Source organism: Streptomyces sp. NPDC059455 (assembly GCF_042750115.1).
Lineage (GTDB): Bacteria > Actinomycetota > Actinomycetes > Streptomycetales > Streptomycetaceae > Streptomyces > Streptomyces endocoffeicus.
The window spans coordinates 1-14,224 of record NZ_JBHYVB010000002.1; the positions used below are offsets into that span (position 1 = coordinate 1).

Sequence of the window (14,224 nt, forward strand, 5' to 3'; positions counted from 1 at the left end):
GCGCGCCCCCCCCCCCGGGTGCCCCCGCCGCCGCCGGCCCCCCCCGCCGACCCCGCGGCGGCGCGGACGGCGGCCGACGCGGCCACCCGCGCGCTGCGCGAGGCCTCGGCCGGGGACGCCGCGGCCCGCACCCGCTGCGAGGAGCTCGACGCGCTGTCCACGCAGGCGGTCGCCGACGCCCGCCGGCTCGCCCCGCTGCGCGCGGAGCACGACCGGATCGCCCGTCTCGCCTCGCTCGCGGCGGGCACCTCCGCGGACAACGAGCGCAGGATGCGGCTGGAGGCGTATGTGCTGGCGGCCCGGCTGGAGCAGGTCGCGGCGGCGGCGAGCGTACGGCTGCGCCACATGTCCTCGGGGCGCTACACCCTGGTGCACTCCGACGCCCGCTCCGGCGGGCGCGGCCGCTCCGGTCTCGGACTGCATGTCGTCGACGCCTGGACGGGCAGCGAACGCGACACCGCCACCCTCTCCGGCGGCGAGACCTTCTCCGCGTCGCTCGCGCTCGCCCTGGGCCTGGCCGATGTGGTCACCGACGAGGCGGGCGGGGTCCGCCTGGACACCCTCTTCATCGACGAGGGGTTCGGCAGCCTCGACGAGCAGACCCTGGACGAGGTGATGGACGTGCTGGACTCGCTGCGCGAACGCGACCGTACGGTCGGCATCGTCAGCCATGTCGCCGATCTGCGCCGGCGGGTCCCCGCCCAGCTGGAGGTCGTCAAGAGCCGCCAGGGCTCGGCAGTACGGCATCGGTCGGCCGCCGCGCACTAGAGGTGTCCGGCGGTACGCGTACGCCTGCGGCGGGCTGCTTTCCCCTACCCGCCCCTTCCCGCAACTGGGGCTCCGCCCCAGACCCCGGGGTCCAGGGGCGAAGCCCCTGCCACGCGCCGGACACCCTGGAGAGGGGCGGAAGGCGCATCGAGCTCAGAGCGCCGACAGCTCCTCCACCAGGTCGTCAAGCCCCAGCGACCCCTGCGACAGCGCCGCCATGTGCCACTTCTTGGCGTCAAAGGCGTCGCCGTGCGCCTTACGGGCCGCCTCCCGCCCCGTCAGCCAGGCCCGCTCGCCCAGCTTGTAGCCGATGGCCTGGCCCGGCATGCCCAGATAGCGCACCAGCTCACTGTCGAGGAACTCCGCCGGACGGCCGCAGTGCAGCCCGAAGAACTCGCGCGCCAGCTCCGGGGTCCACCGCTCACCGGGGTGGAACGGCGAATCGGCGGGGATCTCCAGCTCCAGGTGCATCCCGATGTCGACGATCACCCGCAGCGCCCGCATCATCTGCGCGTCCAAGTAGCCCAGCCGCCGCTCCGGGTCCGACAGATAGCCCAGCTCGTCCATGAGCCGCTCCGCGTACAGCGCCCAGCCCTCCGCGTTGGCGCTCACCATGCCCACCGTGGCCTGGTAGCGGGAGAGCTGGTCGGAGACGTGCGCCCACTGCGCGAGCTGCAGATGGTGGCCGGGTACGCCCTCGTGGTACCAGGTGGAGACCAGGTCGTAGACCGGGAAGCGGGTCTCGCCCATCGTGGGCAGCCAGGTCCGGCCGGGGCGGGAGAAGTCCACCGACGGCTGGGTGTAGTACGGCGCCGCCGCGCTGCCCGGCGGGGCGATCATCGACTCGACCCGCTTGACCCGTTCGGCCAGGTCGAAGTGGGTGCCGTCCAGCTGCTCGATGGCCTCGTCCATCAGCTCCTGCAGCCACACCCGCGTCTCCTCGACGCCCTCGATATGGGCCCCGTGGGCGTCGAGGTGGCGCAGCGCCTCCCACGGGTTGGCGCCGGGCAGGATCTTCTCGGCCTCGGTGCGCATCTCGGCGTGGATCCGGTGGAATTCCGACCAGCCGTACGCGTACGCCTCGTCCAGGTCGAGGTCCGTGCCGTTCCACATCCGGGCCCAGCGGCGGTAGCGCTCGCGCCCCACCACATCGGGCGCGTCCTCGATGGCCGGGGCGTAGGTGTCGCGCAGCCAGTCGCGGAGCGCGACCAGAGCGCCCGTGGCCGCCGCGGCCGCCTCGTTCAGCTCGCCGCGCAGCGTGTCGGGGCCCTCGGAGGTGAAGTCCGCGAACCAGCCGCCGTCTGTTCCGATCCACTCCGCCAGCTGCTCGAGGACCGTGGCCACCTGCCGGGGGCCGGCCGGCAGGTTCCGCCGCAGCCCCTCGGCGAGCGAGGCGCGGTACCCCTCCAGTGCGGCCGGTACGGCGCGCAGCCGGGCCGCGACCGCCGACCAGTCCTCCTCGGTCTCGGTGGGCATCACGGTGAAGATGCCGCGCACCGAGTGCAGCGGGGAGCTCAGGTTGCTGACCGCGCGCAGGTGCTCATCGGCCTCGTGCACATCGAGTTCGGCGGTCAGCCGCTCCCGCAGCAGCCGGGCGCAGCGGCGCTCGGCGTCGTTGTCCGCGCCGGGGCGTGCCTCGGCCTCCGCCAGCCGGTCCAAGGTGGTGCGGTCGAGCTCGGCGATGGACTTCGCCCCCTCGGGGGAGAAGTCCGGAAGACGCCGGGAGCTCTCGGGAACGCCCAGATAGGTGCCGGTGATCGGGTCGAGTTCGATGAGGGCGTCGACGTAGGTGTCGGCGACCTGACGGGGCAGCGGAGCGTTCTTGGTATCGGACATGCGGCCCATCCTCGTACGTTCCGGGGTGCGGCGTCAGCACCACGGGGGTGTGACGTGCGGGGACAGATGTCCTACGGCGTCGACGGGCCGCCCGGGGCGGGCGGCAGCAGGGGCTCGGCCACCGCCACCACGATGCTGGCGTGGGAGTACAGGACTTCAGTCCGTACAGATGTTCTGATGGGCGGCTATAACCTAACTTAGTAGGGTGATCGTTGTGCAGCTCCGCTTCCAGTACCGCGCCTACCTGGCGCCAGGTCAGCGCATCAGCGGGCCCGCGTGTTCGGATGTAAGCGCGTGGTCTGGAACGACGCCCTGTCGATCACCAAGCTGCGCAAGGTGTCGAACAAGCGGCTCGGTGCCCCCAAGCACCGCACGGCCGAAGGCCCGTACTGGGCGATCCCGAAGGCCGCCGAGCTGGGCAAGCTGCTCATCACTGCTGCGAAGAAGACGCCTAAGCGGGCATTCTTCGCCGATGCGCCGGTCGGTGTGCTCCAGCAGACTCTCCGTGACCTGGACAAAGCATGGAAGGCTCACGAGGACTCCAAGGCCGGCAAGCGCCACGGCCCGAAGGCGGAGCCGCCGCGCCGGAAGTCCCGTAAGGACAACCGACAGACCGCACGGTTCACCGTCTCCGACCGCTTCAAGGTCCTCGCCGGTGGCAAGCTCAGGCTGCCGAAGATCGGCGATGTGCGGATCAAGTGGACCCGTGATCTTCCCTCGGTTCCGTCGTCGGTGACGCTGATCAAGGACCGGTCCGGCCGGTACTGGGTGTCCTTCGTGGTAGAGACCGACCCGTCGGCCGACGTTCTTCCTCCGGCCGACGGGGATCAAGGCATCGACCTTGGCCTGGCCCGCTTCGCGGTGCTCGCGGACGGCTCGCACATCGCCTCGCCGAAGTACCTGCGCAGGGCGGAGAAGAAGCTGAAGAAGCGGCAGCGGGAGCTGTCGCGGAAGAAGAAGGGATCGAACAACCGGGACAAGGCCCGGATCAAGGTCGGTCGCGCTCACGCCGCCGTGGCTGATGCGCGCCGGAACTTCCACCACCAGTGGTCCCACAAGCTGACGAGCGAGAACCAAGCCGTCTTCACGGAGACCCTGAACGTGAGTGGAATGGCGCGTGGCCGCTTGGCCAAGAGCGTGCGCGACGCGGGCTGGTCCCAGTTCGTGATGTTGCTGGAGTACAAGGCGGCACGCAGGGGACGGCAGTTCGTCAGGGTCGCTCGCCACTTCCCCAGCTCCCAGATATGTTCGGCCTGCGGACACCGCGACGGACCCAAGCCGTTGCACGTCCGCACCTGGACGTGTCTGAGCTGCAAGGTCCGGCACTGCCGGGACTGGAACGCGGGGGAGAACGTACGACACGAAGGCCGTCGCATCCTCGCGGTCGGCAAGACAGCACCACCCACCCCCGGACCGGGGGCCTCACGCCGGTAACGGCGGCGAGTAAACGCCTGCGGAGCGCACGTAAGACCAGGCATCAGCCCGGCAGCGCGCACAACCCCCGCTCACGTGGGGAGGAAGCAGGAACCCGCCCGGAGTGGGTGGTCCTCACCTTACGAGGACCACCCACAGACGGAGAATCCTCGCCCTTCAAGGGCGATCGGAGGAGGTCAAGTCCTCGAGCCCGGACGACATCCGCAGCAGCCGGTCGCCGATCCCCGAGGAGCGGCGGTCCCCCTCGGCCACGATCCGTGGCGCGATCTGGACCGGGCGCTAGGCCCTTCTGACGGCGGCCCGGCGGGGCGCGACGCCCGCCGGGCGGGGCACGGGGCCCCGGTCGGGCTCAGTGCGCGTGCGGCGGGGCCGGCAGCGGAAGGGCTGGCTCGGGTGCCGGTGCCGGGTCGAGGCGGGCGCTGATCACCAGCGTGCCCTGCTCGATCTGGTAGTCCAGCGGCAGCTCGAGGGCGCGCATCGCGGCGACCATGCCGGTGTTGGCCGACTGGGTGACGGCGTAGACACTCTCGCAGCCGGTCTCGGCGGCCTTCGCCACCAGCCGCCGCAGCAGCTCCCCGCCGACGCCGCGGCGCTGCCACTCGTCCTCGACGATCAGCGCGACCTCGGTCTCGTCCCCGTCCCACAGCAGATGGCCGAGGGCCACCAGCCGCCCGGAGGCGGTGTACGCGGCCAGGGTGCGGCCGAAGCGCGGGCTCAGCAGATGGGCGAGGTAGCGGTCGGCGTCGCCGACCGGCCCGTGGTAGCGCCGGCCGAGCGTGTCGGAGGAGCAGCGGGCGTGCATCTCGCGGGCGGCGGCCAGGTCGCCGGTGTCGGCGCGGCGCACGGTGATGGCGTTGCCCTCGGGCAGCGTCAGCACATCGCCGTCGTGCGGGATCCGCGGGCCGAGCCGGGCGTCCAGCTCGACCAGCGCGCGGGCCCGGGCGAACTCGGTCGGGGTGAACGGCAGATACGGCCGCTCGATGATGATCGCGCCGCCGGACGGGTCGCGCAGCCGCATCACGGTCTCCTCCAGGACACCTTCGGCGGGCGGTGTGCTGTCCAGCGACCGTCCGCTGAGGGACTTGGCGGGAACGGAGTGGATGGTGCAGCGGCCGAACAGCTGGCGCAGGGCGAGCGGGAGTTCCGCGGCGTCCAGGGCGGTGCGGGTGGCCAGGGTCAGCGCCCGGGTCGGCGCGTCCACCAGGTCGTGGGTGTCGGCCCGCTCGACCCAGGTGTCACGGCCGCCCGCGGCGGCGACGGCGTCGGTCAGCCCGTCGGACGGCAGGGCCTCGGGCGCGCGCAGCAGGAACTCGTCCACCGTGCCGTCCGTCAGCGGATGGGTCTGCAGGGCCAGGATGTCGACCCGGTGCCCGGCCAGCGCCGCGCACAGCACGGCGAGGGTGCCCGGCTCGTCCCGTACGGTCGTGCGCATCCGCCACAGCGTGGTGGCCTCGGGGGCCGTGGTCTCCGGGGCGCCCGCGGCGTGGGCGGGGTGGGCGTCGGCCGCGGGCGAGCGTGAGCTGCCCGGCGGTGCGTGGCCCTGGCGCCGTGACCACCATGCGACCAGATCGTGCCGCCAGCGGGGGCGGTGCCGGTGAGGGGGCTCGGGGGTCGCTCGGAATGTCATACAAACACCCTTGCGCAAAGGTGTTGCGTGATCACGAACAGACTGTGACCTATGGGTTAAGGGTGCATCTGGTAACAGAAGCTTATTTTGTCCGAAATCAAAAGGTTGAAGCCTGAGGTTCCGTCACCCTACCGCCCACCTGCGCAGTACACTGCCGCACCGCCGTGCGTACGCCCGCTGGAAGAGCGGCACCAGCGGCCCTCCGGCCCGGCCGAACCAGGACTCCGAACGGCTGAACGCCGTCACCGTCAGTACCACCGAGCCATCCGGTACCAGCTCCACCACGAACGACTCCTCGCCCCGCTCCGGATGACCGGGCAGCGTGCCGTACGCGAAGCCGGTCCGCGACTCCTCCGCGAGCGTCCACACCACCTCGCACGGCGCGCGCAGCCGCAGCCGCCCGACCCCCAGGCCCACCACGACCGGCCGCCCCGGCGTGGCGACCGGATCCGCGGCGCGGATCGACACCCCCACCGCGCGGTGCATCCGCCAGTCCATGACCGCCCGCCCAGCCGCCTCGAACGTGGCCCGCCCGTGGCCGACACGGGTCCGCACCCGCAGATGGCGATAGCCGGACGGCAGTGGCCACCGCCGGGTGGCGCCCACCTCCGGATAGGTGAGCCGGGAGACCGGGCCGGGGGCGTCGCTGGATCCCATGCCCGTACGGTACGCGGCGGCCTTACGGTGCGCGGCGCGGGAACGCGGCGGCCTTACGGTGCTCGGCCCCGTCGGCGTACCGTACGGGGCCGCGCACCGCACAACGCGGCTACTGGCCGACCAGCCCCGGCCGCAGCACCTTGGTGAACAGCACCTTGCCGCCGTCCTCGCGCAGCCGGACCGTCATCTCGGCGCTGTCGCCGTCGATGTCCACCTCGCCGTAGAACTGGAAGCCCTCGGCGGGCGAGACGTTCGCCACCGTCGGCGCCTTGACGAAGGGCTGCTCGGGGCCGAACGTGCCGTCCAGCTTGACCGCCGGGAAGGCGCCCGCGTTCAGCGGACCGGAGACGAACTCCCAGAACGGCGCGAAGTCCTTGAACGCCGCCCGCGACGGGTCGTAGTGCTGCGCCGAGGTGTAGTGGACGTCCGCGGTCAGCCACACCGTGCCGGTGATCTTCTGGTGCTTGATGTGCCGCAGCAGGTCGGCCATCTGGAGCTCACGGCCGAGCGGGGCGCCCGGGTCGCCCTGCGCGACGGCCTCGAAGTCGGTGCTCCCGTCCGGGACCACCAGGCCCAGCGGCATGTCGCAGGCGATGACCTTCCACACCGCGCGCGACCGCGACAGCTCGCGCTTGAGCCACGCCAGCTGCTCGGCGCCGAGGATGCCCTGGGCGTCCTCCGGCTGGCGGTTCGGCGAGTTGGGGTCGCGGTACGTACGGCAGTCCAGCACGAACACGTCCAGCAGCGGGCCCTGGTGCTGGACCCGGTAGACCCGGCCGCTCGCGTCCGGGCGCAGCGTGCTGATCGGGAAGTACTCGGCGAACGCCCGGCGCCCGCGGGCCGCCAGCACGTTGACGTTCTTCTCGGTGTAGCGGTCGTCGACCAGGATCTCGCCCGGGTACCAGTTGTTGAGCACCTCGTGGTCGTCCCACTGGGTGATGGTCGGCACCTCGGCGTGGAACCGGCGCAGGGCGGGGTCGAGCAGGTTGTACCGGAAGTTGCCGCGGTACTCGTCCAGCGTCTCGGCGACCTTGGTCTTCTCCGGGGTGATGAGGTTGCGCCAGGTGGAGCCGTCGGGCAGCTTGACGCTCTCCGTCATCGGGCCGTCCGCGTAGATGTTGTCGCCGCTGCACAGGAAGAAGTCCGGCTCGCGGCGGCGCATCTCCTCGAAGATGCGGTAGCCGCCGTGGTCCGGGTTGATGCCCCAGCCCTGGCCCGCCAGATCGCCCGACCAGACGAAACGCACGCCCTTACGGCGCTCGGGAACCGTGCGGAACGTCCCGTGCACCGGCTCACTCGTGCGGCGCGGGTCCTCCGGGTCGGCCAGCAGCACCCGGTAGTGCACCTGGTTCCCGGCGGGCAGACCGTGCAGCGCGGTGCGCCCGGTGAAGTCGGTGCCCGGGCCGACCAGCGGGCCGTGCCAGCGCTTGGCCCGCGCGAAGGACTCGGTCGCGGAGGTCTCCACGATCATCCGGGCCGGACGGTCGGAGCGGACCCACACCAGCCCCGACGACGTCGTCACATCGCCCACCTGTACGCCCCACTGGGCGCTCGGACGCCCCGACAGCGCCTGAGCGGGCGCGCCGCCGGACGCGGCCGACGCGGCGGCCGATGCCACGGTGGGCACCGCGATCGCCGCCGAGGCGGCCGCCGATCCCTGCAATACCGTGCGCCGTCCGATCCCTCTGCCCGATTGCCGCCCCATGGTGCCCTCCGTCGCTCGTAGAACTGCTGTGCTCCTGTGTTTGCTATCGGTGCAAGATGCCGCTCTTACGAACGCCCAGTGAACAACGGCGCGACCACCCGGAGTAAAGACCCCGGCGGCGTGCGGTACGGAGGGTGATGTATGGAGTCGGGCGGGGCGGTCAGCGGCTGCCGTCCAGGATGACGCGGGCGACCAGCGCGGGATCGTCGTTCATGGGCACATGGCCGCAGCCGGGGAGGCGGACCAGCCGGGCGCCGGGGATCACCTGCTTGGCGCGGACGCCCTGGCGGCGCGGCATCAGCCGGTCGCGCGAGCCCCAGGCGATGGTGACCGGGACATCGGGGATGTCGTGCGTGAACAGCCCGGAGCTCCCGGCGGCCAGCGTGGCGCCGAAGCCGACCGCCTCGCGCAGCGCCCGCGTCTCGGCGACGACGGCGTCCGGTGAACGCCGCGTGGGCCGGGCGTAGATGGCGCCGGTCAGCGCGGCCCGTCCGGCCGCGCCGCGGGCCAGCCACGCCACCATCGGCGGCGGCAGCGCCCGCGCCCCGGCCCGCATCACGGACAGCACACCGAAGGCGTAGCGGCGCTCGGCCTCGGTCCAGAACCGGGCCGGGGACAGCGCCGTGACGGACCGGACGAGTCCGAGCCGGCCCAGCTCCAGGGCGATCAGCCCGCCGAGCGAGTTCCCGGCCACGTCCGGGCGCTTGACGCCGAGGGCCCCGAAGAGCGCGTCGAGCACGGGTATGACGCCGTCGAGGTCGTAGGGGATGCCGTCCGGGAGCGCGTCCGACGCCCCGAAGCCGGGCAGATCCACGGCGATCACATCGCGGTCGACGGCGAGGATGTCCAGCACCGGCTCCCATGCCTGCCAGTGGTGGCCGATGCCGTGCAGCAGCACCAACGGCCGTCCCGCGCCGCGCCGTTCGTGGACGACCCGGGCGGTGCGGGGGCCGCCGGGGGTGGCGACGGAGAAGGAGAGGGACGCGGGCATCGGATGGCTCCTCACGATCGGCGTTCCGGCAGGCGTACGCGGCGTATGAGACAGCATGTCAGCAAGAGTTACCGGAGGGTAGGCCCGATGCCGTTGGCCGTTGGCCGATGCCCGCGCAACCGAACGCCGCCGACCGCGAACGCCGCTACAGCCCGCCCGCGACCCGCAGCACCGCCCCCGTCGTGTACGACGCCTCCGGCGACAGCAGCCACGCCACCGCGCCCGCGATCTCCTCCGGCTCGCCAGGCCGCCCCATCGGCACCCGCCCCTGGACGCGCCACGGCCGCTCGGGGTCGCCCATCCGCGCGTGGATGTCGGTCAGCGTCATCCCGGGCTGGACCGAGTTGACCCGGATCCCCTCCGCCGCCAGCTCCTTCGACAGCCCGACGGTCATCGCGTCGACCGCCGCCTTGCTGGCCGCGTAGTGCACATACTCCCCGGGGCTGCCGGTCGTCGCCGCGCCCGAGGAGATGTTGACGATGGCGCCGCCCTGCCCGCCGTGGCGCGTGGACATCTCGCGCGCCGCGCGACGGGCGCAGAGCAGGGCCCCGGTCACATTGACGTCCACGACGCGGCGCATCACCTCCGGTGAGGTCTCGGTGAAACGGCCCAACGGGCCGGTGATCCCGGCGTTGTTGACCAGACCGGTGATCGGGCCCAGCTCCTCCCGCACCCGGTCGAACATCGCCTCGACCTGCTCCGCGTCACTGGTGTCGGCCTGGACGGTCATCGACCGCACACCCTCCGCGCGCACCGCCGCCGCCCACCGCTCCGCCGCGTCCCGGGCGTGCTCGTAGCCGATCGCGACGCTGTGCCCGGCGCGCGCGAGCCGCACCGCCACCGCCGCGCCGATGCCGCGACTGCCCCCTGTGACCACCGTGACCTGGTCCATCCCCATCAGCTCAGCTCAGCTCCCGCCCGTGACGCATCCCGCTCCTACGGTCACCGACGATAACCGGTCAGGGATTGGTCTTGACCAAGTACGCACGCCGCCTTATGGTCGCATTGATACTGCAACAACCTTTAATAAAGAAGCGCGCATAACTGTGAAGGCGCGCGGGATCGTCGGCCGTCGGAATCGAGGGGGACAGGGTGGGGACCACGCAGCTGGAATCGGTGCCAGAGCCCAAGTACTGGCATCTGAAGACCGTGCTCAGCGACGCACTCGACTCGGAGTTCGCGGTCGGCGAGATCCTGCCCAACGAGCGTGAGCTGGCCGCCCGCTTCGGCGTCGCCCGCGCCACCCTCCGACAGGCCCTCGAGCAGCTCGAGCTGGAGGGCAGGCTGCAGCGCCGCCGCGGCGTCGGCACCACCGTCGCCCCGCCCCGCGTCGGCGTGGCCGTCGGGGAATACGCCCACGGCTGGACCGACGCCTCCGGCGAGAACACCTGGCAGACCGTCGACAGCACCGAGGTGGCCCCGCCCGCCGAGGTCGCCCGGCTGCTGGAGATCGACCCCGACACCCCGGTCCACCGGGTGCGCCGCACCCGGATGAGCCACGGCCAGCCGCTCGCCGCCGGGCTGATGTACGTGCCGGCCGAGTCCGTCCCCGGCCTCGCCGCCATCGACACCCCCAGCGGGCTGGCCCGCGCCCGCGCCGTGCTGCGCGAGCTGCGCCGGCTGGAGCTGGAGGGCCGTGAGCAGACCGTGGAGCTCGGCTCGGCCCGCGCGGACGACGCCAAGGAGCTCGACCGGCTGCCCGGCGCCCCCGTCCTCCTCGTGACCACCCGCTATGTGGCCCAGGGTCGCACCGCGGCCGTCGCCGTGGCCACGTACCGGGCCGACACCTGCCGGCTCACCTTCGGCGACGCGGGCGAGGAGCTGCTGGCGGGCTGATCCGGTCCCGCCCCGCGCGATCCGGTCCCGCCTCGCGCCACCGCGCCGTAGGCCTCCCGTCCGTACGCCTCCCGAAACGGCGCCCCGTGCGACCCGCCTCAGTGACTCGCGCGGCGGGTCGTCACCGTACTGTCGACCGCGAAGAGCTCCTGCTCCACATGGTCCAGGGCCAGTCGCAGCGCCCCCGTGGTCACCGCCGCCTCGCCGAGCAGCGAGAGCGTGACCTGCGGGGGCCGCAGACAGTAGCGCGACAGCTCATCGCGCAGCGGGGCCAGCACCCCGTCAAGACCGGCGGCCCAGCCGCCCACCACCACGACCTCGGGGTCCAGCGCCAGGACCAGGGCCGCCGTGTCGTGCACCAGCCTGCGGACGAAGCGGTCCACGGCCGCGCGCGCCCGCACGTCGCCGTCCCGGGCCAGCGTGAAGACATGCGCCACCTGCGCCTCGTCCAGCGGGTTCAGCGGCTCCCCGGTCGTGGAGAGCACCTCCTCCGGGGCGGCCTCCCGGCCCAGCAGATGCAGCGCCCCGATCTCCCCGGCGGCGCCGCCGAAGCCGCGGTGGAGCCGCCCGCCGATCAACGACCCGGCCCCCGGGCTCAACCCGGCCAGCACGAACACCACATCGTCCGAACCGACCGCCGCGCCCTTCCAGTGCTCGGCCACCGCGGCCGTGTTCGCGTCGTTCTCCACCAGCACCGGGCAGCGGAAGGACCGCCGCAGCCGCTCGCCCAGGGGCAGCCCGGTCCAGCCGGGGAGCGCGGTGCACAGATGGACGGTGCCGTCGGCCTCGACGACCCCGGGGCTGCCCACCCCGACCGCGCGCAGCGAGAACCGGGCCACCCCCGCGCGCCGCAGCAGATCCGCGACGGTGGTGCGCACCCGCTCCAGCCGCTCGTCCGCGGACGCCTTCTCCGACACCTCGCGCACGATCGAGCCGAGCGCGTGTCCGTCGAGGTCCGACAGGAGCGCGGCCACCCGGTGCGGCCCTATCTCTATGCCCAGCAGATGCCCGGCCTCGGCCCGGAAGCGGAAGCGGCGCGCGGGGCGGCCCTGGCGGCGGACACCGCCCTCCTCGGCGGGCACCTCGACCACCAGACCGCTGTCGGCCAGCCCGTCGATCACCCCTTCGACGGTGGGCCGGGACAGCCCGGTCACCCGGGTCAGATCGGTGAGGCTCGCGCTCCCGGCGCAGCCGCCCGCGTCGTCCTGGCCACCCCCGGTGGCGGTGTCGGACGCGGTCGCCGCGCGCAGCGCGTGCAGGACCACGGCGGAGTTGATGCGTCGCAGCAGAGACGGATCCCCGCCGGTGAGCCGCCCCAACGTCGGCCTCCCTCCCAGTGCGTATCTGCCGGATCGTATCCGCTGGGCGCGGAGGCGGCGAGTGCCCCTTCCCAGCTCGGGCCGCCCGGCCGTCGCGCAGGTCATCTGACGGGCGGCCAGATGTCCGACCTACACGGTTTACTGACACCATGACCAGTACGGCGGACCATGTGACCACGATCGATCAACTGCGCGTGCGGGACTTCCCCGCGCAGCGGACCGCCGACGGATGGGTGGAGAGCGGCCCCGGCTTCCATGTCGCCGACCTCCGCGTCAGCGAGGACTTCTGGGACGCGGATCTGACCCGGGTCGAGGAGGTGCTGGAGGAGTTCGAGGCCGAGCTGAGCGCGCTGGACCAGGTGCTGACCTTACGGTGGGGCGCCCCCGACGTCCTCGACCTGACCGACTCCCTGGAGCGCTCGGCGATGGGCGAGCCGGTCCCGCCCCCGCTGGACACCCTGTGCGGTTACGTACCCGAGCTGCGCGTCTGGCGCGTCGACGGCCGCTGGGTCGGGCTGGGGGTCGGGCAGGGCGACCGCGAGCTGCCGTTCCAGCTGCTGGTGGCGATAGGGGAGGAGGGCACGATATGACGCCCCCTCCGGCGCTGGGCGCGACGGCTCGTCGATGTCGTCATCGTCGGGCTCGGCCGCGTCCGGGGCACGAAGCGACCGGGGAGTCCTGATCGCATAGGCTCGGCGGATGGCGAAGTATTACGATGTGCATCCCGATAATCCACAGCAGCGCACCATCAGCAATGTGGCTGACATGATCCGTTCCGGCGCGCTCATCGCCTACCCGACGGACTCCTGCTTCGCACTGGGATGCCGACTGGGCAATCGTGACGGCATCGGCCGGATCCGGTCGATCCGGAACCTCGACGAGCGTCACCACTTCACGCTGATGTGCCAGAACTTCGCGCAGCTGGGCCAGTTCGTGCACGTCGACAAAGACGTGTTCCGCGTGATCAAAGCAGCAACGCCCGGCAGTTACACCTTCATCCTCCCGGCGACGAAGGAGGTGCCGCGGCAGCTGCTGCACCCGAAGAAAAAGACGGTCGGAGTCCGGATTCCCGACCACGCCGCCACTCAGGCCTTGCTCGCCGACCTCGGTGAGCCGCTGCTCTCCAGCACCCTGCTGCTGCCCGATGAGGACGAGCCGATGACGCAGGGATGGGAGATCAAAGAACGGCTCGACCACGTGGTGGACGCCGTGGTGGACTCGGGTGACTGCGGCACCGAGCCGACCACGGTCATCGACTTGTCCGGCGGCGAAGCCGAGATCGTACGTCGAGGGGCAGGCGACACAGCACGGTTCGAGTGACCGCGCCGACGGCATCAACTCATGTCTCAGGTGTCCGGGCGTAACCGCGGGCGCAGCGGGACCGGCAGCCGCGGCGGCGCACTTCCGGACCAGCCGCCCGTGCGGTGCCCGGAAGGGGCGGTCCGCCGCGCGCTCTACGGCGGGGGTCTGGGCGTCCCTGTAGTGGTAGTCGATTAGTCGTCGGCCTCCGCGGCCGCGCGCAGGCGGCCGTACTCCTCCGCCATGGCGGGCAGCGTCCAGTGCGCGTTGAGGCCGCTTGGATTCGGCAGGGCCCATATCCGGGTCTCGCCTATGGTCCTCGTCTGCGGCCCGATCTTCGCCTTCTTGTCGCCGAACGCCACCCGGTAGGCGGTGACCCCGGCCACCGCCAGCCAGCGCGGCCGCAGCCGGAGCACCTTCTCCTCCAGGATTCGGCCGCCCTCCCGGTACTCCTCGTCGCTCAGCTCATCGGCGCGGGCGCTGGCGCGCGCCACCACATTGGTGATGCCCAGGCCGTGACGCACCAGCTCCGACTGTTCGGACGGGTGCAACTGCCGCGGGGTGAAGCCCGAGGCGTGGAGGGCGGGCCAGAAGCGGTTGCCGGGGCGGGCGAAGTGGTGGCCGGTGGCGGCCGTCATCAGCCCGGGGTTGATACCGCAGAAGAGGACGCGCAGACCGTCCGCGACCACATCGGGGACGAGGCGGTCGCGGGCGGCCTCCAGTTCGGCGGGGGTCGGCGCGGGGGTCATCGC

13 protein-coding genes are annotated in these 14,224 nt (G+C 72.3%); 5 read left to right on the forward strand and 8 right to left on the reverse strand.

The features are described from left to right. Window positions 1-768, forward strand: a 768-nt coding sequence (locus tag ACFXB5_RS00870) for an SbcC/MukB-like Walker B domain-containing protein (protein WP_385201117.1), incomplete at its 5' end; no start/stop codon positions are given. Window positions 769-921: 153 nt separating this feature from the next. Here the strand turns inward: ACFXB5_RS00870 and ACFXB5_RS00875 are convergent. Continuing rightward, window positions 922-2,604 carry a DUF885 domain-containing protein gene (locus tag ACFXB5_RS00875; protein ID WP_385201119.1) on the reverse strand — a complete coding sequence of 561 codons (1,683 nt, stop codon included), beginning with the start codon at window positions 2,602-2,604 and terminating at the stop codon, window positions 922-924. 294 nt (window positions 2,605-2,898) lie between these two features. On the opposite strand from ACFXB5_RS00875, the gene ACFXB5_RS00880 reads away from it, so the two are divergent. Continuing rightward, complete coding sequence (locus tag ACFXB5_RS00880) at window positions 2,899-4,038, forward strand: RNA-guided endonuclease InsQ/TnpB family protein (RefSeq protein WP_385201120.1); 1,140 nt, start codon at window positions 2,899-2,901, stop codon at window positions 4,036-4,038. A gap of 349 nt (window positions 4,039-4,387) precedes the next feature. On the opposite strand, the gene ACFXB5_RS00885 is transcribed toward ACFXB5_RS00880, so the two are convergent. The 5 genes from ACFXB5_RS00885 to ACFXB5_RS00905 all read right to left on the reverse strand — a co-directional run bounded on the left by ACFXB5_RS00885 (window position 4,388) and on the right by ACFXB5_RS00905 (window position 9,910). Then, complete coding sequence (locus tag ACFXB5_RS00885; protein ID WP_385201122.1) at window positions 4,388-5,665, reverse strand: GNAT family N-acetyltransferase; 1,278 nt, start codon at window positions 5,663-5,665, stop codon at window positions 4,388-4,390. 123 nt (window positions 5,666-5,788) lie between these two features. Then, window positions 5,789-6,322 (reverse strand): DUF1990 family protein, encoded by a 534-nt coding sequence (locus tag ACFXB5_RS00890; RefSeq protein ID WP_385201123.1) that lies wholly within the window; start codon window positions 6,320-6,322, stop codon window positions 5,789-5,791. Window positions 6,323-6,431: 109 nt separating this feature from the next. Beyond that, window positions 6,432-8,027, reverse strand: coding sequence for an alkaline phosphatase D family protein (locus tag ACFXB5_RS00895; protein ID WP_385201125.1), 1,596 nt, complete (start codon window positions 8,025-8,027; stop codon window positions 6,432-6,434). A 160-nt stretch (window positions 8,028-8,187) separates the two neighbouring features. Further along, window positions 8,188-9,018, reverse strand: a complete 831-nt coding sequence (locus tag ACFXB5_RS00900) for an alpha/beta fold hydrolase (protein WP_385201126.1) — start codon at window positions 9,016-9,018, stop codon at window positions 8,188-8,190. Window positions 9,019-9,163: 145 nt separating this feature from the next. After that, window positions 9,164-9,910 carry an SDR family oxidoreductase gene (locus ACFXB5_RS00905; protein ID WP_385201128.1) on the reverse strand — a complete coding sequence of 249 codons (747 nt, stop codon included), beginning with the start codon at window positions 9,908-9,910 and terminating at the stop codon, window positions 9,164-9,166. Window positions 9,911-10,110: 200 nt separating this feature from the next. Between ACFXB5_RS00905 and ACFXB5_RS00910 the strand changes: the two genes are divergently transcribed. After that, a complete protein-coding gene (locus ACFXB5_RS00910; RefSeq protein WP_385201130.1) occupies window positions 10,111-10,854 on the forward strand; it encodes a GntR family transcriptional regulator in 744 nt (247 codons plus the stop codon). Between the two features lie 98 nt (window positions 10,855-10,952). Here ACFXB5_RS00910 and ACFXB5_RS00915 read toward each other — a convergent pair whose 3' ends face one another. Next, window positions 10,953-12,173: an ROK family protein gene (locus ACFXB5_RS00915; RefSeq protein ID WP_385201131.1), complete on the reverse strand. Its 1,221-nt coding sequence runs from the start codon at window positions 12,171-12,173 to the stop codon at window positions 10,953-10,955. Window positions 12,174-12,322: 149 nt separating this feature from the next. Here ACFXB5_RS00915 and ACFXB5_RS00920 point away from each other — a divergent pair, with 149 nt between their 5' ends. Further along, complete coding sequence (locus tag ACFXB5_RS00920; RefSeq protein ID WP_385201133.1) at window positions 12,323-12,763, forward strand: hypothetical protein; 441 nt, start codon at window positions 12,323-12,325, stop codon at window positions 12,761-12,763. Window positions 12,764-12,872: 109 nt separating this feature from the next. After that, complete coding sequence (locus ACFXB5_RS00925) at window positions 12,873-13,493, forward strand: L-threonylcarbamoyladenylate synthase (RefSeq protein WP_385201135.1); 621 nt, start codon at window positions 12,873-12,875, stop codon at window positions 13,491-13,493. 173 nt (window positions 13,494-13,666) lie between these two features. Here the strand turns inward: ACFXB5_RS00925 and mug are convergent, their stop codons facing one another. Then, complete coding sequence (gene mug / locus ACFXB5_RS00930; protein ID WP_385201137.1) at window positions 13,667-14,221, reverse strand: G/U mismatch-specific DNA glycosylase; 555 nt, start codon at window positions 14,219-14,221, stop codon at window positions 13,667-13,669. Window positions 14,222-14,224 lie beyond the last annotated feature (3 nt).

Excerpts from the sequence above, each read along its gene's own strand:
- ACFXB5_RS00875 (WP_385201119.1), bottom strand. The coding sequence starts at position 2,604 with ATGTCCGATACCAAGAACGCTCCGCTGCCCCGTCAGGTCGCCGACACC.
- ACFXB5_RS00885 (WP_385201122.1), bottom strand. The coding sequence starts at position 5,665 with ATGACATTCCGAGCGACCCCCGAGCCCCCTCACCGGCACCGCCCCCGC.
- ACFXB5_RS00890 (WP_385201123.1), bottom strand. The coding sequence starts at position 6,322 with ATGGGATCCAGCGACGCCCCCGGCCCGGTCTCCCGGCTCACCTATCCG.
- ACFXB5_RS00895 (WP_385201125.1), bottom strand. The coding sequence starts at position 8,027 with ATGGGGCGGCAATCGGGCAGAGGGATCGGACGGCGCACGGTATTGCAG.
- ACFXB5_RS00900 (WP_385201126.1), bottom strand. The coding sequence starts at position 9,018 with ATGCCCGCGTCCCTCTCCTTCTCCGTCGCCACCCCCGGCGGCCCCCGC.
- ACFXB5_RS00905 (WP_385201128.1), bottom strand. The coding sequence starts at position 9,910 with ATGGACCAGGTCACGGTGGTCACAGGGGGCAGTCGCGGCATCGGCGCG.
- ACFXB5_RS00920 (WP_385201133.1), top strand. The coding sequence starts at position 12,323 with ATGACCAGTACGGCGGACCATGTGACCACGATCGATCAACTGCGCGTG.
- ACFXB5_RS00925 (WP_385201135.1), top strand. The coding sequence starts at position 12,873 with ATGGCGAAGTATTACGATGTGCATCCCGATAATCCACAGCAGCGCACC.
- mug (WP_385201137.1), bottom strand. The coding sequence starts at position 14,221 with ATGACCCCCGCGCCGACCCCCGCCGAACTGGAGGCCGCCCGCGACCGC.